The organism is Sphingobium aromaticiconvertens (assembly GCF_037154075.1).
GTDB classification, from domain to species: domain Bacteria; phylum Pseudomonadota; class Alphaproteobacteria; order Sphingomonadales; family Sphingomonadaceae; genus Sphingobium; species Sphingobium aromaticiconvertens.
This window is the reverse complement of sequence record NZ_JBANRJ010000001.1, coordinates 1,079,464-1,102,762: the sequence shown is the minus strand read 5'-3', so window position 1 is coordinate 1,102,762 and position 23,299 is coordinate 1,079,464. Positions and strand designations below refer to the sequence as shown.

General features: G+C 62.8%; 19 protein-coding genes. 6 read left to right on the top strand and 13 right to left on the bottom strand.

Features of this window, described 5'->3' with window-relative positions; genetic code table 11:
• Positions 1-129 precede the first annotated feature (129 nt).
• From WFR25_RS05375 to WFR25_RS05350, 6 genes are all read right to left on the bottom strand, one after another.
• On the bottom strand, positions 130-1,485 hold the full coding sequence (locus WFR25_RS05375; protein ID WP_336974707.1) for an ammonium transporter: 1,356 nt from the start codon (positions 1,483-1,485) through the stop codon (positions 130-132).
• 13 nt (positions 1,486-1,498) lie between these two features.
• Positions 1,499-1,837, bottom strand: coding sequence for a P-II family nitrogen regulator (locus tag WFR25_RS05370; RefSeq protein ID WP_196224712.1), 339 nt, complete (start codon positions 1,835-1,837; stop codon positions 1,499-1,501).
• Between the two features lie 188 nt (positions 1,838-2,025).
• Positions 2,026-2,601, bottom strand: a complete 576-nt coding sequence (locus WFR25_RS05365; RefSeq protein ID WP_336969265.1) for a DUF924 family protein — start codon at positions 2,599-2,601, stop codon at positions 2,026-2,028.
• 85 nt (positions 2,602-2,686) lie between these two features.
• Positions 2,687-4,129 carry a metalloprotease TldD gene (gene tldD, locus WFR25_RS05360; protein WP_336969263.1) on the bottom strand — a complete coding sequence of 481 codons (1,443 nt, stop codon included), beginning with the start codon at positions 4,127-4,129 and terminating at the stop codon, positions 2,687-2,689.
• 43 nt (positions 4,130-4,172) lie between these two features.
• A complete protein-coding gene (locus tag WFR25_RS05355) occupies positions 4,173-5,297 on the bottom strand; it encodes a fumarylacetoacetate hydrolase family protein (RefSeq protein ID WP_419723194.1) in 1,125 nt (374 codons plus the stop codon).
• Positions 5,298-5,523: 226 nt separating this feature from the next.
• A complete protein-coding gene (locus tag WFR25_RS05350; protein WP_336969257.1) occupies positions 5,524-6,354 on the bottom strand; it encodes a FadR/GntR family transcriptional regulator in 831 nt (276 codons plus the stop codon).
• A gap of 320 nt (positions 6,355-6,674) precedes the next feature.
• Here WFR25_RS05350 and WFR25_RS05345 point away from each other — a divergent pair, with 320 nt between their 5' ends.
• Positions 6,675-8,261 (top strand): DUF5060 domain-containing protein, encoded by a 1,587-nt coding sequence (locus WFR25_RS05345; protein ID WP_336969255.1) that lies wholly within the window; start codon positions 6,675-6,677, stop codon positions 8,259-8,261.
• Between the two features lie 6 nt (positions 8,262-8,267).
• Entirely contained in the window at positions 8,268-9,866 is a 1,599-nt protein-coding gene (locus WFR25_RS05340) for a rhamnogalacturonidase (RefSeq protein ID WP_336969252.1), read from the top strand.
• A 215-nt stretch (positions 9,867-10,081) separates the two neighbouring features.
• On the opposite strand, the gene WFR25_RS05335 is transcribed toward WFR25_RS05340, so the two are convergent.
• The 6 genes from WFR25_RS05335 to WFR25_RS05310 form a co-directional block, all read right to left on the bottom strand.
• The gene (locus tag WFR25_RS05335; RefSeq protein ID WP_336969249.1) at positions 10,082-11,056 is read right to left on the bottom strand and encodes a pectinesterase family protein; all 975 of its coding nucleotides are present in this window, start codon (positions 11,054-11,056) and stop codon (positions 10,082-10,084) included.
• Complete coding sequence (locus WFR25_RS05330; protein ID WP_336969247.1) at positions 11,053-12,486, bottom strand: glycoside hydrolase family 28 protein; 1,434 nt, start codon at positions 12,484-12,486, stop codon at positions 11,053-11,055. Before WFR25_RS05330 ends, WFR25_RS05335 begins: the two co-directional genes overlap by 4 nt.
• 16 nt (positions 12,487-12,502) lie before the next feature.
• Positions 12,503-13,468: a pectinesterase family protein gene (locus tag WFR25_RS05325; RefSeq protein WP_336969244.1), complete on the bottom strand. Its 966-nt coding sequence runs from the start codon at positions 13,466-13,468 to the stop codon at positions 12,503-12,505.
• Between the two features lie 69 nt (positions 13,469-13,537).
• Positions 13,538-16,267: a TonB-dependent receptor gene (locus WFR25_RS05320; protein WP_336969241.1), complete on the bottom strand. Its 2,730-nt coding sequence runs from the start codon at positions 16,265-16,267 to the stop codon at positions 13,538-13,540.
• Between the two features lie 84 nt (positions 16,268-16,351).
• A complete protein-coding gene (locus tag WFR25_RS05315; protein WP_336969238.1) occupies positions 16,352-17,638 on the bottom strand; it encodes an MFS transporter in 1,287 nt (428 codons plus the stop codon).
• Entirely contained in the window at positions 17,635-18,789 is a 1,155-nt protein-coding gene (locus tag WFR25_RS05310; protein ID WP_336969236.1) for a mandelate racemase/muconate lactonizing enzyme family protein, read from the bottom strand. Before WFR25_RS05310 ends, WFR25_RS05315 begins: the two co-directional genes overlap by 4 nt.
• 141 nt (positions 18,790-18,930) lie before the next feature.
• Between WFR25_RS05310 and WFR25_RS05305 the strand changes: the two genes are divergently transcribed.
• Complete coding sequence (locus WFR25_RS05305; RefSeq protein WP_336969233.1) at positions 18,931-19,692, top strand: FadR/GntR family transcriptional regulator; 762 nt, start codon at positions 18,931-18,933, stop codon at positions 19,690-19,692.
• Between the two features lie 17 nt (positions 19,693-19,709).
• Here the strand turns inward: WFR25_RS05305 and WFR25_RS05300 are convergent, their stop codons facing one another.
• Entirely contained in the window at positions 19,710-20,069 is a 360-nt protein-coding gene (locus tag WFR25_RS05300; RefSeq protein WP_336969231.1) for an L-rhamnose mutarotase, read from the bottom strand.
• 81 nt (positions 20,070-20,150) lie between these two features.
• On the opposite strand from WFR25_RS05300, the gene WFR25_RS05295 reads away from it, so the two are divergent.
• Genes WFR25_RS05295 through WFR25_RS05285 form a run of 3 tightly spaced genes read left to right on the top strand, consistent with a single transcriptional unit; the run spans position 20,151 to position 23,273 of the window.
• A complete protein-coding gene (locus WFR25_RS05295; RefSeq protein WP_336969228.1) occupies positions 20,151-21,329 on the top strand; it encodes an aldose 1-epimerase family protein in 1,179 nt (392 codons plus the stop codon).
• Positions 21,326-22,072: an SDR family NAD(P)-dependent oxidoreductase gene (locus tag WFR25_RS05290; RefSeq protein ID WP_336969225.1), complete on the top strand. Its 747-nt coding sequence runs from the start codon at positions 21,326-21,328 to the stop codon at positions 22,070-22,072. Before WFR25_RS05295 ends, WFR25_RS05290 begins: the two co-directional genes overlap by 4 nt.
• 10 nt (positions 22,073-22,082) lie before the next feature.
• Complete coding sequence (locus WFR25_RS05285) at positions 22,083-23,273, top strand: CaiB/BaiF CoA transferase family protein (RefSeq protein WP_336969223.1); 1,191 nt, start codon at positions 22,083-22,085, stop codon at positions 23,271-23,273.
• The last annotated feature ends 26 nt before the right edge of the window (positions 23,274-23,299 follow it).

Sequence of the window (23,299 nt, the reverse complement as noted above, 5' to 3'; positions counted from 1 at the left end):
CAAGACGGAGCCGCGCAATGCGAGGCGCAAAAAAAGGGCCGATGCTTTCGCACCGGCCCAAGGCATGTTCGCAGGAGGAACCTCGTGTGGCGGGCGGGCCGTTTCGTGTCGGCCCGCCCTGCCTAAATCTTAACTGTTGTATGCACGCTCGCCATGTTCGCCGAGGTCGAGACCTTCCATCTCCACTTCCTTGCTGACCCGCAGGCCAGTGACCGCCTTGGCAACGAAGATCGCGATCGCGGTGCCGACCGACGCCCAGACGATGGTCGATACAACCGCGATGATCTGGGTGACGAGCTGGCTGCCGATGGAGAAGTCCGCGCCGCCGGGGCCGCCAAAGGATGGCGAGTAGACGATGCCGGTGCCGATGGCGCCGATCATACCGCCGATGCCGTGGATGCCAAAGGCGTCCAGCGAGTCGTCATAGCCGAGCTTGGGCTTGAGGACGGTAACGGCATAGAAGCAGATGACTGAAGCGACGGCGCCCAGGATGATCGCGCCGAACGGGCCGCTGTTGCCAGCCGCCGGAGTAACGGCGACGAGACCGGCGATGATACCCGAGCAGAAGCCCAAAGCCGAACCCTTGTGACCGCTCAGCCTTTCCGCGAGCATCCAGAAGAGGCCGCCTGCCGCCGTGGCGACGAAGGTGTTGATCATCGCCAGTGCAGCCGAGCCATTGGCTTCCAGCGCCGAGCCGGCGTTGAAGCCGAACCAGCCAACCCACAGCAGGCCGGTGCCGACACCGGTCAGCGTCAGCGAGTGCGGCGCCATAGGCTCCTTGGGGAAACCGATGCGCTTGCCCAGGATCAAGCAGGCCACCAGCGCGGAAACGCCCGCATTGATGTGAACGACCGTGCCGCCCGCGAAGTCGAGCGCGCCCATCTCAAAGAAGATGCCGCCCGCTGCCCAGACCATATGCGCGATCGGGAAATAGACGATGGTCAGCCAGATGATGGCAAAGACCATGACCGCTGAAAATTTGATGCGTTCGACCACCGAACCCAGCACCAGCGCCACGGTGATCGCGGCAAAGGTCATCTGGAAGGAAACGAACACATATTCAGGGATGACGACGCCATCGGTGAAGGTCGCTGCCGTCGAATCCGGCGTGATGCCCTTCAGGAACAGCTTGTCGAAATTGGCGATGAAGCCGTCAAGGCCGGTGCCATAGGTGCCGCCGAACGCCATTGTATAGCCATAGATAACCCAGATCAGCATGGCCAAACACGCCACGGCGCCGATCTGCGTCATGACCGAGAGCATGTTCTTCGTCCGGACCAGACCGCCATAGAACAGCGCGAGGCCGGGCAGGATCATCGCGAGGACGAGGACGGTCGATATCATCATCCACGCCGTATCGCCCTTGTTAGGCACAGGCGCGGCAGCAGCTGCGGTCGCGGCCTCCTGCGCCCAGGCGGGCATAGCGGCGAACAGCGAGAGGCCGGTGGCCCCCAGCGCGCCGCAGAGTGTCTTGGAAACTGTCATCATTCCCCCCTTGTTACAGCGCGGTTTCGCCGGTCTCACCGGTGCGGATCCGCACGGCTTGACCCACATCGAGGACGAAAATCTTGCCATCGCCGATGGCGCCCGAATTAGCGGCGGCCTGAACAGCCTCCACCACGCGCGGGGCAAGGTCGTCGTCGCAGACTACCTCGATCTTGATCTTCGGAACCATGTTCGTCGAATATTCGGCGCCGCGGTAGATTTCGGTCTGGCCTTTCTGCCGCCCGAACCCCTTGACCTCGCTTACGGTCATGCCGGCGATCCCCAGCGAGGACAGTGCCTCGCGGACATCGTCAAGCTTGAACGGCTTGATGATAGCCATCACTAGTTTCATGTCGCCCCCTGTTGCTGGTGTGCAGGAGGAACACAGCAAGAGCCGTGCCAGTTTCTTAAATGAGCGTTAATACGAGGCAAATGCGCTGTGCCTGATCCCAACGGAGGGCGATGGCCGCTAAAAAATTGTGCAAATGCGCGGTGCTGCCTAATTTTTGGGCAGCATATGAGTGGAGGATTCGAACTTTTCTACCAGCCCGTGCCTTCGCTGACGGCGGCGGCCTCTTCAGGGCGGGTTTGGCGGCCAAGCACGGCGTTGCGGTGGGGGAAACGACCGAAACGGGCAATGACGGCATGGTGCTGACGAGCGAAGTCCAGCGATTGATCGTCGCCCAGTCCTTCAAACAGGGTCAAGGACAGGTCCTGATCCTCGATCGCTTCGCTATGCTGGAAAGGCATGTAGAAAAATGCACGGCCAGCGCCGCCGATCTGGATGTCATAGCCATGGGCGATGGCCCCCTTTGCGATGTCGCGGGCCAACGGATCGGTTTCGAAGGCGCGGGCAGCGCCCCGGAACATGTTGCGGGAAAGCTGGTCGAACAGCAACACGGCGGCAAGCGCTTCATCAGCTCTGTCGAGAAAGACTTCTGCCGGGAGAGTGCGCTTTTCCTCCCACAATTTCAGGAAGCGCGCCTTGCAGCGACGGTCAAGCGCCTCATCATGACTCCACCAGCCAGATTCGCCAACCTGGTTGAACCAGAAATCGACAACCCCTGCGGCCCAGTCCTCGGTCACGGCGTCATGGCTGTTGGTCAGCATGTTCATAGGCAAAAGACGCGTCTGCGCCGGATGCGTTCCGCAGCCGATGGCACAGGTGGCTCCGATTGGCGCGATCCGGCGCGTCCGTCCTTCAGGTCGCGGTGCCGCCGACGGTCAGGCCTTCCATCAACAGGGTCGGTTGCCCGACACCGGCGGGGACGCTTTGCCCCCCCTTGCCGCACATGCCGATGCCCTCGTCCAGCGCCCAGTCATTCCCGATGCCGATGACCTTGGTCAGCGCGGTCGGCCCGTCGCCGATCAGGGTGGCGCCCTTGATGGGATCGCCCAGTTTGCCATTTTCGACCTTATACGCCTCCGTGCAGGAAAAGACGAACTTGCCCGAGACGATGTCGACCTGACCACCGCCGAAGCTCTTGGCGAAGATGCCGGACTTCATGCCCGCCAGCAGTTCCTCGGGATCATCGTTGCCGCCGGTGATGAAGGTGTTGGTCATGCGCGGCATGGGGGCGTGGGCATAGCTTTCGCGGCGACCGTTGCCGGTCGGCTCGACACCCATCAGCCGGGCATTGAGGCGATCCTGCATATAGCCCTTGAGAATGCCGTCCTCGATCAGCACGGTTTCGCGCGTCGGCGTGCCTTCATCGTCGATGCTGAGCGAGCCGCGACGCGACGCGATCGAGCCATCGTCAACCACGGTGACGCCAGGGGCGGCGACGCGTTCGCCGATACGGCCGGAAAAGGCGCTGGTACCCTTGCGGTTGAAGTCGCCCTCAAGCCCATGCCCGATGGCTTCATGCACCAGCACGCCGGGCCAGCCGGGGCCAAGCAGCACGGTCATCTCGCCCGCAGGGGCCGGGACCGAACGGAGATTGACGCGCGCCTGGGCAATCGCCTCATCAATGGCGCGGTTCCAGACGGCCGGCTCCATGACCTGATCGTAAAGATAGCGCCCGCCAATACCGAAGCTGCCACTTTCACGGCGGCCATCTTCCTCCAGGATGATCGAAACATTGAGGCGCACCAGCGGGCGGATGTCCGTGGCGGTAAAACCATCCGCGCGCACAACCTCGATCACCGACCAGCTGCCTGCGAGGCTGACCGACACCTGCGCCACACGCGGGTCACGCGCACGGGCGGCGGCGTCAATCTCTCCGCACAGCATCACCTTTTCGGCGAAGGGGACGATTTCCAGCGGATTTGCGTCGGTGTAGAGATGACGGTTGGTGCGTGCTGGAGGCGGCGCGGGCTGCCCCTTCGCCGGGTCGAGCAACGTCAGCGTCTGGGCCGCCCGGCGGATCGCGGCCTCGCTAATGTCATTGGCATGGGCAAAGCCTGTCATTTCGCCCGACACGCCGCGCAAGCCAAAGCCTGCATCGGTGGAGTAGTCGGCGGTCTTCAGACGTCCATCGTCGAAGCCGAAGCTCTCGCTCGCGCGATATTGGAGATAGAGTTCGCCATCATCGCAAGCCTTGAGCGCGTCTGCGGTCAAGCGCCTTGCAGTGTCGGGATCAAGCAGCCCCGGACGGTAAAGCAGGCCACGGGCATCGGTGAAGTGCGAGGTGATGTCAGTCATGCCTGCCGATATAGGGCGGCATCGCGCTAAGCCCAAGCGATGATTAGCCTTGCAGCAGGCCCCGCTGCGCGAGATTGTCCATGAAGGCGCCAAGGCCCATCGTCCAGGGTGGTGCCTCCTTGGAGGTCGTGACCTGATTGGTGAGGCGGCCGAGGCGCGGGGTGGCGATCGTCACCACGTCGCCGACCTTGTGGGTGAAGCCCCGCCCCGGATCGTCACGATCCTGCACGGGGGCAAAGAGCGTGCCCAGAAACAGGACGAAGCCGTCGGGATAGTGATGTTCGCTGAGCGTCTGGCGAACGAGGTCCAGCGGATCGCGGCTGATCTGGTTCATCGCGCTGATGCCCTCGAGGCGATAGCCCTCCGGCCCGTCGATGGTCAGCGTCACGTCCGCATTGCGCACATCATCGATCGTATAGCCATTGTCGAACAGACGGATCAGCGGCCCAAGCGCGCAGGAGGCATTATTGTCCTTCGCCTTGCCCAGCAACAGGGCCGAGCGCCCTTCAAAATCGCGCAGGTTGACGTCATTGCCCAGCGTCGCGCCAACCGCTTGCCCACGAGAATCGACGATCAGCACGATTTCGGGTTCGGGGTTGTTCCAGGTGGAATCGGAGCGGATGCCGATCAGGGCGCCCGCGCCAACGGTGGAAAGCACCGGAGCCTTGGTAAAGACTTCTGCATCCGGGCCGATCGCAACCTCCAGATATTGCGACCAGAGGCCGTCCTCGATCAACGCGGCTTTCAGCGCAGCCGCCTCGGGCGAGCCGGGAACCACGGCGCGGATCGAGCTACCGACACGCTCCTCCAGCCGTCCGCGAATGTCCGCTGCCGCGCCTGCGTCGCCGCGCGCGCGCTCCTCGATCACCCGTTCGATGGCCGAGAGGGCGAAGGTCACGCCACACGCCTTGATGCATTGCAGGTCGACGGGGCTGAGCAGCGGCAGGGCGAGGCTGTCGAGCGGACCAAGGATGATGCCATCGGCAGGATCGAGGGGAAGCTGGTCCATCAACTGGGCGACCGTGGGGGCGACGCGCGCCATGTCGTGGGCGATGCCGTCAACGATCAGCATGGGGCTTGGCCCATGCTGCGTCAGCACCCGCCCCACAAAGCGCCCTGCCCGCCAATCGGACGGCAGGGCATCATCCACATTCCAATAACCCGACATCATCCACCTCCCAAAAAATGGCGCTGAATTGGGCCACGCGCCGTTGCACCCATGAGGCGAAACTCATGCGATCATCACGATGGCGGTGCCTAGCAGGGGTTGCGATGGCATAGAGCGACCAAGCGTCTGCAGGCTCGCAAGCCTTATGGGCTTGATCAAACCTGTCAACATAAATGTTGTAATACATATTATTAATTGATCCACCCGCCGACGGCTCGCAGAGGCGTCAGAGGCGCAGGTCCATCAAACCACCTCCGAACAGCCGATCACGCGAATTGCGGATATGGGCGGCCATCGCCTGCCCCGCTGCCTGAGCGTCCCCGGCGCGGATCGCCTGCAGAATGTGGCTATGCTCGTCCGTAGATTCCCCCAGACGTCCATCAGGACTTAGCAACGCCATGCCATGCAGGTGCATGCCCACCGCAACCTGTTCACGCAGACCCAGCAGCACAGTCGAAAAATATTGATTGTTCGATGCCCTGGCAACCGTCAGGTGAAATTCGAAATCGATGTCCTCGCGATGGACATGGCCCGCCGTCGCCTGCTCCAGCCGCTTGAGGATCAGGTCCAATCGGTCGAGCATGTCGGTATTGCGCCGTTGGGCCGCAAGCATGGCGGTCTGCGTCTCGATCGTCTCGCGAAACTCGAAGCAGCGCTGGATGTCGGCGATCGTTTCGGCCGGACGGAAAACGGTGGCGCTCCAATCGCCCCCGCTTCCCACCTGACCGCCATCGACCAGGCCGTGCGCTGCCCGATTATCGTCCCACTGTTTCGTAACGAAGCTCCCCGCACCCTGCCGCGAGTAGATGATGCCGCCGTCGCGCAGCCGTTTCAGGGCGTCGCGCACCACTGGCCGCGACACATCGAACGACCGGGCCAGCGCATTTTCGCTGGGCAGCTTGGTCGCCTGGGAAAATTGTCCGGAAGAGATGCATTGGAACAGCCGATCGTACACGATGTCGGACAACAACATGCCCCGCCCATCGCCGTCGACATCGCTCGCGCCATCCGGTCGATCAAACGGCGAAATTCCCGATTCTATAAAGCTGGTCTGCATTACCCCAGGCTAGCGGGTCCAGCCGATTTTGTGAAGGGAGGACTTGTAAAGCCCGATACAGCAGACTCGACGCCATTCCACCTTGGCCAGCGCTATTTCCATGCCATTCCGTCCAATAATTTGTCATATGAATGGCAAATTATTGGACGATACAGAAAAGCTGTGTAGAAATATGTAATGCAGCGCTTAACAATTTTACTCTGGGCGATGTAACCAAAAAAGAACAGTGCATTGAAATATAATCATAATATCTGCTGATCAAGCGCAAAGGCGGATAGAACAACAATTTACAAGATGGTCCAATGAGAGGGACAACACCAATGAGCGTGACGCGAAGGGATGTACTGGCAACGACCGCTGCATGGGGCGCCGCCGCCGCTGCGAGCCCCGGCGGCGCAGCAACGGCGCCGACCGCGATGCGGGTCGAACGCTGGGGCGTGGGCGAGATCACGCTGTCAGGGCCGTCGACCGGCAACCCCTTCGTCGACGTTAGCCTGGCCGCCACCTTCCGTTCGGGGGATGTCCAACTGACGATCCCCGGCTTTTACGATGGCGAGGGCCTCTATCGAATCCGCTTCAGCCCGCCATCGACGGGACCGTGGCAGTGGCGCACGACCAGTTCGGCCCCGGCGCTGGACGGGAAACAGGGCGTCCTGCATTGTGTCGCCCCCGGCCCGGCCAACCACGGGCCGGTGCGGGTGACGAAGGACGGCTATCATTTCGCCTACGCCGACGGCACGTCCTTCCGCCAGATTGGCACCACCTGCTATAGCTGGGCGCAGCAGAGCGACGCCAAATGCGACGAAACGCTATCCACGCTGAAGGCGTCGCCCTTCAACAAGATCCGCATGTGCGTGTTTCCCAATGTAAAATCCGTGGCCGAGGACCCGTTCCAGCGGACCGGCCCCGGACCGCGCGACTGGGATCCGGCGCGCCCTGACCCCGCCTATTTCCGCCGGTTCGAGGATCGACTGAAACAACTGGCCGCGTTGGGAATAGAGGCCGATGTCATCCTGTTCCATCCCTATAACAAGGGCCGCGGCTTTTCCGACATGGGCCGCACCGACGACGAACGCTATCTGCGCTATGTCGTCGCGCGTTTCGGTGCCTATCGCCATGTCTGGTGGTCGATGGCCAATGAATATGACGGGATCAAGAGCAAGAAGATGGCCGACTGGGACTATCTGTTCCAGATCCTTCAGGCCGCCGATCCCCACGACCGGCTGCGATCCATCCATCAGATCAACGATTATTACGACCATCGACGGCCATGGATCACCCATGCCAGCATCCAGAATGGCAGCGTCGTGCTGGACGATGCCCGCGCCCAACCGCACCGCAATTTCGCGCAGAAGGCGGTGATCTTCGACGAGGTGCTGTATGAGGGCAATTCGGAGCGGCGCTGGGGCCAGCTATCGGGCGAAGAGCTTGTCACCCGCTTCTGGTGGGGTACGATCGCAGGCACCTATGTCGGGCATAGCGAGGCTTTTTCCGAACCCGGCGGGACCGATGGGTCATGGCTGGGTCAGGGCGGCAAACTGGTCGGCACCAGCGCCCCGCGCCTTCACTTCCTGCGCAAGATCATGGAAGCAGGGCCGACGCCGGGCATCGAGCCGATCGAGACATGGTATGAATATCATCTCGGCGGGAAGCCCTTTGAATATTATCTGCGCTATTTCGGCGATGCCCAGCCGACGCAGTGGCCATTAGTCCTGCCGGGGCGCGGCGACGACCCCATGGTCCGCTATCGCGCCGACGTGATCGACACCTGGAACATGACGATCACCCCCGTCGACGGCGTCTTCTCCATGGCCGTGCGCGATCATTACACCCATCATGATCCGCGCCGCCCGATCATTGCCCTGCCCGGCCGTCGCTGGATGGCCATCCGACTGACGAAGGTCTGACAATCCATGGATTTCACCCGCCGCGCTTTCGCATCCTCCTTCGCCACCATATTGGCGGCTCCGGTCGCCGCCCGCGCCGCCATCCGTGCGCGGCCCGCCGATGGCATCTACAATGTGCGCGACTATGGCGCGCGCGGCGACGGCCGCACGGTTGACAGCGCCGCGATCAATCAGGCGATCGGCGACGCATCGCGATCAGGCGGCGGCACGGTGCTGCTGCCGCCAGGCCATTATCTCTCTTTTTCCATCCGCCTGTTGAGCAACGTCACGCTGTTGCTGGCGCGCGGCTGCGTGCTGGAGGCGGCCGATCCCGCCACGCATCGCGGAACCTATGACCTCCCCGAAAGCGATTTCGCCGCGCAATATCAGGATTTCGGCATCACCCAGTTTCATTGCAGCCTGATCTATGCGGACGGGGCGGAAAATATCGCTATCGGCGGCCAGGGCCTGATCCATGGCAAGGGCCTGCTGCGCGAGGATACCGGCGCACGCTGGCACGGGGTGAAGGGCTATCGCACCCCCGCCGACCGGGGCATGACCCCGCGGCAGGCACGCCTGAGCGACCCCAAGGAAGCGGCGCTCGAAGGTCAGGGCATCCGCGCCGTGGGCATCAAGAATTGCCGCAACGTCCGCCTGTCCGACTTCACCGTGTTGCAGGGCGGGCATTTCAGCGTGCACCTGCTGGGGGTCAGCAATGCAGTGCTGGACAGCCTGACCATCGACACCAATCGCGACGGCATCGACATTGACTGCTGCCGCGACGTCATCGTCACCGGCTGCGTCGTCAACTGCCCGTTCGACGACGCTATCGTCCTCAAGTCCAGTTATGCGCTCGACCGCAAGCAGATCTGCGAGAATATCACCGTCACCGGCTGCCGCACCAGCGGGTTCGACATGGGAACAGTGCTGGACGGCACCTATCAGACCAAGTTCCGATGGGATCGGATCATCGGCCGCATCAAGATGGGCACCGAAAGCAATGGCGGCTTCCGCAACATCCTCATCACCAATTGCCGCTGCGATCATAGCCGCGGCATATTGGTGGGCGTAGTCGATGGCGGTGTGATGGAGGATGTGACCATCAGCAATATCAACCTGCACCAGCCGCTGAACCATCCCCTGTTCGTGCGACAGGCCGCGCGGCTGCGCGCGCCACAGGGAACAACTGTGGGCGCTGTCCGGCGGATCGCGTTCAGCGACATCATGGTGTCGGACGCGGACGCCCGCTTTCCCTGCGGCCTGGCAGGGATCGTGGACGGATGGATCGACGATGTGACGTTCGACAATATCCATGTCACCAGTGCAGGCGGCAGCACGGCAGCCGACGCCGCGCTGGTGCCGCCCGAACGGCGGGAATCCAGCCTGGAGGTCAATTTCCTGCGCACCCTGCCCGCCTTTGGCTTCTGGGCGCGCCACGCCCGCAATCTGCGCCTGTCCAACATGACCTTCGACCTGGAAAAGCCCGACGCGCGCCCCGCCATCGTGCTGGACAAGGTGCATGGAGCGATCATCGACGGGATGCGGGCGGACACGGACCCCGGCAATGCGCTCCGCCAGATCGCCTGCGAGGATGTGCAGGCGTCCAACATCGCGCAACTGCGTTAGGGGGCGATGAAGGGGCAGAAGGCTTGCTGACGTCCGGGCATTTCGAAGCGCGTCAAACTTCACCGTTTGCCGAGTTTTGTAACGAGCGCTAACATGGTTTCTACGAGGTAGATGTCATGTTCAAATGGTTGTGGGGCTGGTTCGGTCATTCAGTTGAGGATGAACCGTCCTCGGTACCCTTTGAAGCTTCCCAGCGATACGCCGAAGTGTGAAAATCACGGAGTCCCACCCCGATCAATCCAGCCGATATCGTCGCCGAAAAACCGCGCCAGCGACCAGCGCGCGGCTTGTGTGTCGGTCAATTGATGCGAACGCGGATCGCGGGTCGTGGGGGATGCGCCGGGACCGCTGGATCGATATTCGGCGAAATAGGCGGTATCGAGCGTCTTGGACCGGCCGGGATACCATTCACGCCAGCCCGCCGGTTCGATCACCGCCTCCATGCGGGTGAACAGCCAGATGACCCGTGCATGGGGGCGCCACGCCCGGCCCAGATAAATCCCTTTGGCGTCGGGTGAGGCGGTCAGCACACAATCGTTGAAGACGAAGGCGCTGTCCTCGTCGGGGCGGCTGCGGCTCTGCGCGGTGTAGAATATATTGTCGCGTGCCAAACCGTGCAGTTCGCAACGGTCGAAATAGGCCTTCGCATTGCCGAAGACGAAATCGACATGCCCCTCCACATAACAGTCGCGAAAAAGCTGGCGGCTCTGTTCGTTCTGCGGATGAACCAGATAGAGCGTATCCTGCGTGCTGAGGATGCGGACGCGCGTAAAGACGGCGCGATCGCCGGACACCGCAAGCGCGACGGCCTGAGAGTTGGGATGCGCCGGATCGCGCGCCCAGTCGTTGGCGATCGTCAGATTGTCGGCGCGAAATCCGCTGGCCGCAACATAGACACTCGGCGTTTCATAGGTATTGCCGACGGAGGCCGAACTGTCGCCATAGACCAGTACCACGTCATGCGGCCGCGCGCCGGTTCCGATCAGGTGGACGTTGGGCTTGGTGATCCACAATTTTTCGCGATATTCGCCCGGATCGATGCGTATTTCGCCGCCGAAGGGAGGCAACGCCTCGATCGCCGCGCCGACCGTGCGATAGGCGTGCGTTGCTTTCGGCGATACGCGGACCGTTTCCGCCAGGGCGGGATGCGCCAGCAGCGCCAGCAGCAGCGCCAGGCAGTAGCGGATCATGCCTGCCCTAACCCGTTCCAGGCCCGCCCGTTGATGGTGACGCCCCGCGCCTCCACTTCTGCCCGAACCAGTTGGTTGCCCTTGCGAACATTGTCGAAGGCGCAATCGATGATTGTCACATCGTCCACTTTCAGGCTGGCATCGCCCTGAATATCCAGCGCATAGAGGCTGCCGCTGCTGCGCACATTGCGCATCGTTACCCCGCCCACACGCCGCGGCGGATTGGGACCGCCCGGACCCTCGCCATAGAGAAGGCTGATTTCCAGCACCCCTTCCTTGACGCTGTCGACCACGACATCGCGGAACAGAATGTTTTCGATATAGCCGCCACGATAGCTGTTGGTCTTCAACCGCAGAGCGCGCAGCAGGTCCGACCCGCCCATGCGGCAATCGCGGACAAAGACATTGCGGATGCCGCCCGACGCCTCGCTGCCCAGCGATACGCCACCATGGCCGTCGCGCATCCGGCATTGCTGGACGACGATATTCTCGCTGGGCATGGCCACCCGCCGCCCGTCGCGATTGCGGCCGCTCTTGATGGCGATGCAATCGTCGCCGGTGGTGAAGTCGCATCCCTCGATCAACACGTCGCGGCAGGATTCGGGGTCGCATCCATCGCTGTTGGGACCAAGCGACTGGATGACGACATCGCGCACCGTGACGTTGCTGCACAGCACGGGATGGATCACCCACATCGGCGATCCAGTGATGGTCGGTCCGTCGATCAGCACGTTGCGGCAGTTATAAGGCTGGATGAAGCTGGGCCGCAGATAGGCGCCCGGCCCCATGATCCTGTCGGCGACCGGCGCGTCCTTCGCGGCCATGTCGGCCAGACGCTTCTGCGCGGCGCGGCGACCGGAGGAGATCACCTCATCCTTGCGCGAAATCCAGTTCCACCAGTTGGTCCAGTCGGCCTGCCCCTCCAGCCGCCCCTTGCCCGTGATCGCGATGTCATGCGCCTCATGCGCGTAGATGAGCGGCGCGTAGTTCATGCACTCCACCCCCTCGAACCGGGTCAGGACCATCGGCAGATAGTTGGCGGGATCGGTCGAAAAGCGCAACGTCGCGCCATCCTCCAGATGCAGCTCCACCCGGCTCAGCAGGCGGATGCCGCCGGTCGGCCACAGTCCTGCGGGGATGACAACCCGACCGCCGCCCGCCTTGGCGCAGGCGGCGATGGCGTCGCGGATCGCGGCGCTCGTCTTGGCCTGGTTTGCCGGATCGGCGCCATGGCGGCGGATGTCGAAATCCCGCCGGGGAAATCTGGGTGGCCGGATGCGGGCCAGGATCGCGCGGGCCGGCGCCCAGTCATCCTCGCCCGTCACGGCGGCGACCAGTGGCAGTGTCGCAGCCATCGCCGCCACCAGACCACCAGCCAGCACCGACCGTCTGGCCATGTCGCGCGGCCCCTGATTCCACTCATCGATCATCGCTGTATCCCCTTTGCTATCGTGCCCAGCCAGTATCGCCGCCCAGAAACGCGTCGAGCGTCCATGCCTGCGCCTGCGCCGTCGTCAGTTGCCGGATCTTCGATCGCTGCGGCGGCCCTGCCGCATGGACCGTGCCATATTCGGCGAACATCGCCGTCTTGGCATCATTGGTGAGGCCAGGCTTCCATTCGCGCCAGCCGCCCGGTGACAGCGGGGCTACAATCTGGCTGTCGATCAGGATGACGCGCGCATAGGGTCGCCACGGTCGGCCCAGATAGATCTCCCTTGGCTGGTCCGCCGTGAAGGTGCAGCGGTGAAAGACGAAGCCGCTCTCGTCGGTCGCATGATTGCGGCTTTGCGCGGTGTACATCACCTTGTCATGGCGCAGGCCGTGAATGGTGCAGCGGTCGAAATAGGCCTTCGCATTGCCGAAGATGAAATCGACATGCCCTTCCACCCGGCAATTGCGAAAGACCTGCCGCGTCATCCGCCCCGGCGGTCGGGCAAGATAAAGGCTGTCCTGTCCGCCCGACACCACCACCTGCTCGAACAGCGCTCGGTCGCCCGACACCGCCAGCGCCGCCGCCTGCGATGAACCGCGATTGCGGCTTTCCCAGTCGTTGACGAAGCTGAGATTGCGGGCGCGGAAGCCCTCCCCAGCCACATGGACGGTCGCCGACGCGTAGATCGATCCCTGAGTCGCCGCGCTTTCGCTCGCGACGATCCGCACCTCCTGCGGCCTCTCGCCCTCGCCGATCAATTGCACATCTGGCTTGCCGATCCGCACCTGCCCCCGATAGGCGCCGGGCGCGATCCGCACCGTGCCGCCCTTCGCGGGCAGCGCATCGATCGCTGCTTGTATATCGCCGCCGGGTCGCACCCGGATGCTAACATCGCTGTCGGCGGCCGCTTCCGCCACCCGATCAAAAGCGGGGATCGTGACGACAACCGCAACGGTCAGAAAAAGCAGAATCCGGAACATCGTCAAACTTGTAAAGATGATCGGTTATTCGTCAATCTTGTAAATCACCTTGTCAGGTCGCCACTCGCATCAGAAGCGCAGGCGCACGCCCGCCGAGATGCGCCGCCCGGTCTTGCGATATTCCTTCGTCCGGTCGGGGCTGACCGAATAGATGAACTCCTTGGCGTCGTTGAGGTTGGTCGCGTCGGCGAACAGCGTGAATTGCGGCGTCACGTCCAGCGACAGGCCCGCATCGAGCTGACCATAAGCGTCGAAATATTCCGGCTCGCCATTCCGGCCGGACGCGACCTGCAGGAAATTATCGCGCCAAGTATAAGCTACCCGGGCCTGAATGCCGTTCTTTTCGTAGAAGCCCACAAGGCTGTAGGAATATTTCGACAGGCCTTCGAGGCCGAAGGACACATTGGCCACGCTATTCTGGTAGCTGGCGTTCGACTTGGTATAGTTGAAGCTGGTCTGCACGCCCAGACCGTCGAACGGCGCGGGCAGCGCCGTGAAGGCCTGCCGATAACCGACTTCGATCCCCTTGACGGTCGCGCCCTCGCCATTGTCTGGCACGGTCACCTGGAATGTCACCTGATCGACCAGTTGCGGCGTCGTCACCAGCGTCACGAAAGATTTGATATCCTTGTAGAAGGCCGCGAAGGACAGCAGCGAGGAATCCGAGAAATACCATTCCACGCCACCCTCAATCTGGTCGGCCCGGAAAGGCGCCAGATCGGGATTGCCGCGCCGGATCGTCTCATTGCCCGGATTGGTCTGGATCGACTGGCGCGGGGACAGGTCGGTCAGGGTCGGGCGCGTCATCACCTTCGAAGCGGCCAGGCGCAACAGCAGCGTATCGGTAATCGACAGCTTCACGTTGAGCGAGGGCAGCCAGTCGTCATATTTGCCGCGGAAACCCACCGGCACGACCGGCGACACGACGATGATATTCTGCCCGCCCTGATTGGGTCGGGCGCTGATCACCGTCCGCGAGGCGCCGGTCGACGTATAGTCGGTATTTTCGTAGCGAAGCCCGGCGTTGATGGTCAGCGGCATCGACCCGATGCTGGTTTCCCATGTGCCCATGATATAACCGATCCGCACCTTTTCATCGACCACGGACGAAGCGGAGGGGGAGAAGATTGCCGGATCGAAGGCTTTGCCGTCCTGCTGCGCGAACTGGTCGATCGTCTGCACCAGTTGCAAGGGATCATAGATCAGCCAGTCGCGCAGGATATTGCCGGCGCCCCCGCCCTGGAAGAAATTGCGGTTGGTTGGGCTGAACAGCGATGTCGGCAGCACCCGGTTGGAATCACAATAGGTGCATTGCTGGTCGAACGGCATTTCGTCGCCGGTCAGCGTTTTCTTGCGATCCGCGATCATGCCGCCGATGGCGAAGGTCAGATTGCTGGTCGGCTTCCATTCGGCATCGGCCCGATATTCGCGAATCTCGTCATCCACATCGGTACCGCCACCCCAGATATAATAGTGGGCGGTAAGCCCCTGCGGATTGGTCGCGGCGTTGGGATAGAGCGAACTGGTAAAGCCATAGTCATAGATCGGGCTGCCCGACCGCCGATCGAAGAACATATCCACATTCTTGCGCCGGATGGTCGTGAAAAGGTTATTCTCCTTGCCCCGGCGCCGCGCGTTGGAACGCGAGGCGTCCAGCTTCAGCGTGAAGGTTTCGGACGGTTTCCAGTCGATATTGACGCCCAGTTGATCGGTGGTCACGTTGCGCTGGTCATATTGGATGATCTGGTCGACGAAGCCACCCTGATAGCGCTGGAACACCGCCTCGTTGCCCTCGACCACCTGATCCACCAGTGTGCCGCCCGCAAAGTCGTAGGCGAGGCCGGTCTGCTGTTCTGTGAACTTGGCTTTGGAATAAAGGCCATCGAAGGTGACGGTCAGCGTCTCCACCGGGCGGAACTGGAGCGACCCCGACAGGCCGTAACGTTCCAGGTCGCGCTCGAAGAAAAAGGGCGACAGGTTGGACGGCATGGAGATGCGCGAGAAGGGCGCGACACCCGGTCCGATACGTCCACCCGCGACCCCGCCGCGATTATAGTAGGAATCGGTGCTCGACCGGCGAACATGTCCGGCGCCGATCGTAAATTCGTCGTTGCGCGTCTCGCGCTTGGTATAGACCGCCGACAGCGACAGGCCGATGGTGCGATCCTCGTTCCGCCAGGCTGCGGCGCCCGACAGTTCGGGGTTGAACGTGTCGGCCAGTTCCGCCCACTGGAAACCGCCCGATCCGGTCAGAGAGAAAGCTTCCTTCTGGTCGATCGCGCGCAAGGTGCGTACATCCACCGTCGCGCCGATCGACGCGCCATTGATATTGGCCTGCGGCGATTTGTAGACGTCCGCGCCGGAAATGACTTCGGACGGCAGGACGTCGAACGAAAATTCACGGCCATTATTGTCGGTGGCCAGGGTGCGGCCGTTGACCGTCACTGCGTTGAACTTCGGCCCGAAACCGCGCACGGTGATGAACCGCCCCTCGCCCCGGTTGCGTTCGATGGTGACGCCCGCGATGCGCTGGAGCGATTCCGCGACATTCTGGTCGGGCAGTTTGCCCAGATCCTCCGCCACGATCGAATCGACGACGCCGACGGCATCGCGCTTCAGGTCGATCGACGCCTTCTGACTGGCGCGGATGCCGGTGACGATGATGTCCTGAATATTCTCGTTGCCTGCCTGTGCCTGCGGCGTTGTCGGCGGTGTCGTCTGCGCCATGGCCGGCATCGCGATCGCCATGGCGGCGGTCGAAAGCAACAGGAACGAATGAAGGTTTGCAGCCTTCGGCATGACATCTTCTCCCCGGCATTATTGTTGATCGAAACATGCCTTACGGAAACAGATATGTCAAATTATCATCATATGTAATATGAATTATCGCACCGATTTGATGGGCAGGATGCACAGCGCCGATCCGAACACGAAAATCAGTGCGGCGACGAAGATGGTGCGATAGTCATTGTCGAACAGTCCAAGCAGCAGGGCCGCCATGATCGGGCTGATGATCTGGGGAATGTTGACGGCGGTGGTCAGCACGCCCAGATCCTTGCCCTCGTCCCCATCGGCACTCTGGGGCAGAACCTGCGTCATCAACGCCATGTCGATCGACATGAACATCCCGTAACCCACGCCGATGATGGCGGCATAGACCCACATGCCGGTCATCGACGGCATAGCGAGCGGCGCGGCCATTGCGCAGCCCATCACCAGGCTGCCCAGGATGACGAAGGGCTTGCGCCGCTGGTAGCGGTCCGACAACCAACCCGATAGCAGCGAGGACAGAACCAGGCAGACCAACGTCACCATCGCCATGTTCGCGATCGCGATATTGGAGGCATTATCGCCCAGCCCGATATAGTCGCGCAATATGTAGAGCAGATAGGCGGCGACCGCCTGATAGCCCATATAGATGGTGAATCGGCTGGCAAAGGCCCAGGCGAAATCGGGATGGGCGCGCGGGCTGATCCAGAAGCTGCGGAAGAAGGCGCCCCACTGAATTGGCCGGGGCGGCATGGCGTCGCTCGGCGGTTCTCGGTTGATCAGCACGAAGACGAGACAAGCCATGGCGATTGCGGCCGCGAACAGGCCATAGGCCAATATGCGCTCCCCAGCGAGATAGCCCGCGACCACCGTGCCTGCCGTCAGCCCGGCGGTCATTCCCGCGCCGACGATGCCCGATACCGCACCGCGCGTTTCCGGTGCGAAGCGGTCCGCGATCAGCGTCGTCAGGGCGGGCTGCATGCTGTTATACGCCGTCGCCGCCATCACCCACAGGATCATCAGCGACCAGAAGCTGGTCATCCACGACACGCCGAACAGGCATAGCGATCCGATCAGCGAACCGATGGCGATCCACGGGCTGCGCCGTCCCCAACGGCTGCGGGTCCGGTCGGACAGCGCGCCCGCGATCGGCGTGGCGAGCGTGGAGAAGATGGAGGTGATGGCGAACAGGATCGCCAGATTGGTCGCCTTGTTACCCGCATCCAGTTCCGCGATCTGGTTAGGCAGCAGCACGCCCAGCACGCCGCTGTAAAGCGCCATCAGCAGGAAGAAATTGACCATCAGCGACAGTTGCAGCCGCATCCGCCGCGCGCCGGTGACGTGCCCCGGAACCTGGAAGGGCGCGGCAATATCGATCATCGGGGCTTCGTGCCGTGTCACTTGGCCTTGGCCTGCGGTTCCGGCACCAGCCGCAATCCCGCCTCGCGCGAGCGGCGGTGCGGACCGCCCTGCGCGCCCCAACCGGCCGCCTTCGCGGCCTGGGCGATGCCGGTTTCGTCCACCTCTATGCCCAGCCCCGGCCGGTCACCCAGCAGGATGCCACCGTCGACGATTTGCTGATCCACGTCCAGATGATCGGGCCAGCCGAAATCCTGAATCTCCACGCCGATCATGTTCGGCACGGCCGCCGCGGCATGGGCCAGCGGATTGGCGTTATAGGCGACCGGGGACACCGGCAGACCATGGGCATGGGCGACCATCGCCACTCGATTGAAATGGGTGATGCCCCAGACGCTACCGGCCTGGACGATATCGACCCCGCCCGCCGCGATCAGTGGCATATATTGCTCCAACCCAGTCAAATTTTCGCCACTGGCCACGCTCGCGCGGGCAGCGCGGGTGATCTGGGCATGGCCATCCGCGTCCCAGCGCCGCACCGGTTCCTCGATCCAGGTCAGGTCGATCCGGGCCTCTATCTCGGCCAGATGTCGTACCGCCTGCTTGCGGTTCCACATCTCGTTCACGTCCAGCATCAATGCGGGACGCGCACTGTTGACCGACAATATGTCGCGAACCGTTTCCAACCGGGCAATATCACGGCCGATGTCGGCGCCGCCCTTGATCTTCGCCGCGCTGAACCCCCGATCGGCCCAGGACCGGTAAAGCGATGCGAAAGCGTCGTCGTCCAGGCCGTAACAAAGGCCCGATGCATAGCCGGGCACGAAGCGGTCGGCCGCGCCCAGCGTCCGCCAAAGCGGCTCGTTCGCCATCTTCGCCTTCAAATCCCACAGAGCCATGTCGATCGCCGCGATCGAACCATAGGTGGCCCCGGCATGGCCGCTTTTGAACACCTGCGCCAGCATCGCATCGTAAAGTGCAGAAACCGCGCGAGGATCCTGCCCCTCCACCGCCGGGAATACCCGCGCGATGTCGTCATGCGGTCCCAGCCCCACGCCGGTCAGCCCGCCATCGGTTTCGAGCAGCAGTACAGGCACTTCGGTCACGCCATCCTGCACCACGCCATTAACATCGCCGACGGGGCGTCCCCACTGGTGAACCGTCGAAAGGCTGCGATACCCCGTTATTTTCATACTTGTCGTTCCTTACGCCCGCATCCGCCAATGACAAACATACTATGTATTATCTTTGTAGAATAGCAAGACTTGACGATGAGGGATGATCGGGTCCACGACATTTTCAGAGGGCTTAAAGGCCGACTATAGGGAAACAGAGTGACTAGCGAACAGGGCAGGCCCGGCGTCCCCTTCAACATCGCGAACCAGCGCGCGCGCAAGCGACCGCGCCTTGCCACGGCGGTCGTCGACGACCTGGTCAGCGCGATCGTCACCGAAATCTATCCGTCCGGCACCGCCCTGCCGCCTGAAAACATGCTGTGCGACATATATGGCGTCAGCCGGACGGTCGTGCGCGAGGCGACGACCGCGCTGACCGAAAAAGGACTGGTGGTGTCGCAGCAGGGACGCGGCACGATCGTGCGGGATTCTTCGGCCTGGAATCTGCTGGACCCGATGATCCTGTCGGCGCTGTTCCGGCGCGAAGACGGCCTGTCCTACCTCGACAACCTGTCGGAAATCCGCGCCTCGCTGGAAGCGGCGATGGCGGCCAAGGCGGCGCGGCGGGCAACGCCCGAACAGGTCGCAGAACTGACTGCCCAGATCGACAAGCTGGAACAGTTGATCCCCATGCCCGCCGCCTATGTGCATGAAGATGTGAATTTCCACGACATCATCATGCGTATGTCAGGCGATCGGCTGAGCAAGGCGATCATCGATGGCGTCCAGTCAAAGGCGTTGCAGACGCACGGTTATAGCGGTCGGCTGAACGTCGACCATGTGCGCGACACTCATGCAGCCCATCGTCGCATCCACGCCGCGATCGTTGCGGGCGACCCCGACGCTGCGAGTCGCGCCATGCGCGACCATATCGAGTCGTCCTGGGCGAAGCGCCGGTCGGCGCCCTTGCCGCACGACTAGGGCACCCGGCGTCGCGGTCAGGGCTGTTCGCCCAGATCATAGATGCGCTCCATTTCCACCCATGTGCGATCGGGTGCAAAGGGCAGCGATTTCTGGAACCGGCGCATCAGCGCATCCCACGCCTGCACATCGGGATTGGCGGCGTCGCGCGCCGCCTTGCCATCCCGATCGGCGGCCATCGCCATATCCTGTTCCATGATCATCACCATGCGATCGCCGACCATCCATATCTGAAGGTCGCGCACGCCATCGGCCCGGATCGCATCGTTGATCGTCTGGGGCGGGCCGCCGGGGCGGTGCCAGGCGCGGTAGCGATCAATCATGTCGTCGTCATCGATAAGATCGACGACGAAGCAGCGGCGGATGACCTGATTCATGCGCGATGACCTCCCATGGTTGACGCCTCTCTCCAGCCTGCCTATTCATCATATGTCTTACAAGATAGCGGGAGAGGATATATGCCATATCTTTATGGCCAGAACCTGTCGCGGTGCGAACTCGCCATGCGATCGGGCGCCCTGTCGCAATTTGCGGGCGTGCGCCTGGTCACGCTGGGCGACGGGGTGGAACGCGGCATACGGATGCTGGACTTTTCCACCGGTTCGGGCCTGCGCTTTACCGTGCTGGTCGATCGGGCGATGGACATCGCGCAATGCGACCATGCCGGGCGCGCGGTCGGGTGGCATTCGCCGTCGGGCTTCCGCCATCCGGGGCTGCACGATTATGAAGGCGAGAGCGGGCTGGGCTGGTTCCGGTCCATGTCCGGTCTCAATATCACCTGCGGCCTCGATCACATATTGTTCATGCACGACGATCCGGCGGGCCATTATCATTATGGCCCGCGCAAGGCGGTCGCATCCTCCTTGCACGGCCGGGTCGGCACGATCCCGGCGCGGCTGACCGGCTATGGTGAGCGGTGGGATGGCGACCGCTGCATCCTGTGGGCAGAGGGCGTGGTGCAGCAATCGACCGTATTCGGCGAAGACCTGCACCTCATCCGCCGGATCGAGGCCGATATGGGCGGCGACGCCATCCGCCTGACGGATCGGGTCGTCAATCACGGCTTTTACCGCACGCCGCACATGTTCTGTTACCATATCAATGTCGGCCATCCGGTGGTGGCGGAAGGATCGCGCTATGTCGCGCCGGTGCGCGACGTGATCTGGGCCGCCCATGCCGACAAGTATCGCGCCCAGGGGGTCGGTTATCGCACCCTGCCCGCCCCGATCCCGAACTTCCACGAACAGGTGTGGCAACATGACATGGCCCCCGATGCGCAGGGCCGGGTCGAGGTTGCGCTGGTCAACGAAGCGCTGGGCTTCGGTTTTTCCGTCATCACCCGCAAGGATCAATTTCCGGCCATGTTTGAATGGCAGAACCTGCATGCGGGCCATTATGCCGTGGGCATCGAGCCATCGACCAACCATGTGCTGGGCAAGGATTTCGCCCGCGACCGAGGCGAGCTGATCGAACTGGAACATGGCGAGGAGCGGCTGTACGAAACCGAGTTGCACGTGCTGCCTGACACAGCCGCCGTCGCCGATGCGGTCCGCCGGATCGAAGGCGTCGCCATCCAGCCCGCCGACGACTATCCCGCGCCGTCCGGGCGCTTTCCGCCAATCGGCGCGGCGGCATGAGGGGTCGGGTCATCCTCTATACCGGCGCGGCGGGCGGGCTGGGCCTGGACAGCACGTTGCTGCTGCTGGCGCGGGGCGCCACGGTGATCGCGGTCGACAGGGACGCTGCGAAGGTCGAGCGGCTGACCCATGCCGCCGCTGGCGTGCAGGCGGGAAGGCTGATCGTGTCGCAGGCTGACCTGTCCGACCTTCCGGCCCTGCGCACCACGCTGGAGGCTCTGAGCGCCGAGCATAGTGGGTTCGACATCGTCATCAACAATGCCGCCATCTACCCGTCCAAGCCCTTTGAGGATTTTTCGATCGATGAGCATCAATTGGTCCAGCGGGTCAATGTCGATGCCGGAATCGTCGCCGTACAGGTCGCGCTGCCCGGCATGAAGGCCAAGGAATTTGGCCGGATCATCAACATCGCCAGCATCACCCTGTCGGGCGGCTGGGCGAACCTGTCGCCCTATATCGCGTCCAAGGGCGCGCTGATCGGGCTTACGCGGGCCTGGGCGCGCGAATTCGGCGCCAACGGCATCACCGTCAACGCGATCGCGCCGGGCGCCTTCCCGACCGACGCGGAGAAAATCTACCCCGACCCCGACGGCTACAACCGCATGGTACTGGACGCGCAGGCAGTGAAACGGCGCGGCACGGCCGCCGACATCGCCCATGCCATCGGCTTCTTCGCAGCCGAAGAAGCGGGATTCATCACCGGACAAACGCTGCATGTAAACGGCGGCTGGGTCATGGCCTGAAGGAACGATCATGAGCATATTGAAGGATATTCGGGTCATCGACTGTTCGATTGCGATGGCTGGCCCGTTCGCCGCCCAGCGGTTGGGCGACATGGGCGCGGACGTCATAAAGGTGGAACCGACCAGCGGCGAATGGCAACGGCACGCTGCGGCGGGCGGCGCGACGGGCAATCAGATCAACGTGTCCTTCCTGTCGCTGAACCGGAACAAGCGGTCGCTGGCCATCGACCTGAAGGCGGCGGAAGGAAAGACGGTCCTGATCGACCTGGTGCGCGGGGCGGATGTGTTCCTGCAAAATTACCGGCCGGGCGTGGCCGAGCGACTGGGCGTCGATTATGCGACACTTTCCGCGATCAACCCGCGCCTCATCTATATTTCCATGTCGGGTTATGGCGAGGATGGTCCCTATCGCAGCTATCCGGGGCAGGACCTGCTGTTGCAAGGCATGTCCGGGGCGATGCTGTCCGCCGGGGCCGAGGGCGAACCGCCTGCTCCCGCCGGCCAGTATCTGGTCGACGCGATCACCGCTTATTCGGCGTTCGAGGGCGCGCTTGCCGCCTTGTTCCACCGCGAACGCACCGGCGAGGGGCAGTTGGTGCAGGTCAACATGCTCGACGCGATCACTACCATCCAGATGCAGGAATTGTCGGTGTTCACCGTCGGCGGCAAGCCGCAGACGCGATCGGCCGAACGCCACGCACACAGCTATATCCGCGCGCCCTATGGCGTTTTCAGTACGCGCGATGGCTATATCACGCTGGCGATGGCGTCGCTGCGCAAGCTAGGCGAGGTGCTGGACGATCCCTTCTTTGCCGACATGGACGAGGAAAAGGATGGCTGGACCCAGCGCGACGCGATCTTCGCCCGGCTGAAGGAACATCTGCCAACCCGCGACAGCGCCGACTGGCTGGCGATATTTCGCGCCGCCGACATATGGGCGGGGCCGGTCTATGGCTATGCCGACCTGATCGACGATCCGCAGATACGGCATAATGGCACCTTCGTGGAATATGACCATCCGACCGAGGGCCGGGTCAAGACGCCGGGCTTTCCCATCCGCTTTTCGCGCACGCCCTCCACGGTCACGCGCGGCGCCCCGCTGGTCGGTGAACATAGCGCGGACGTGCTGCGCGAAATCGGGCGGAGCGACGACGAGATCGCACAACTGGTCGAATCCGGCGTCGTGCGCCAGCATGGCTGAGCGGCTGTCCCGTCGAGGAGAAACCG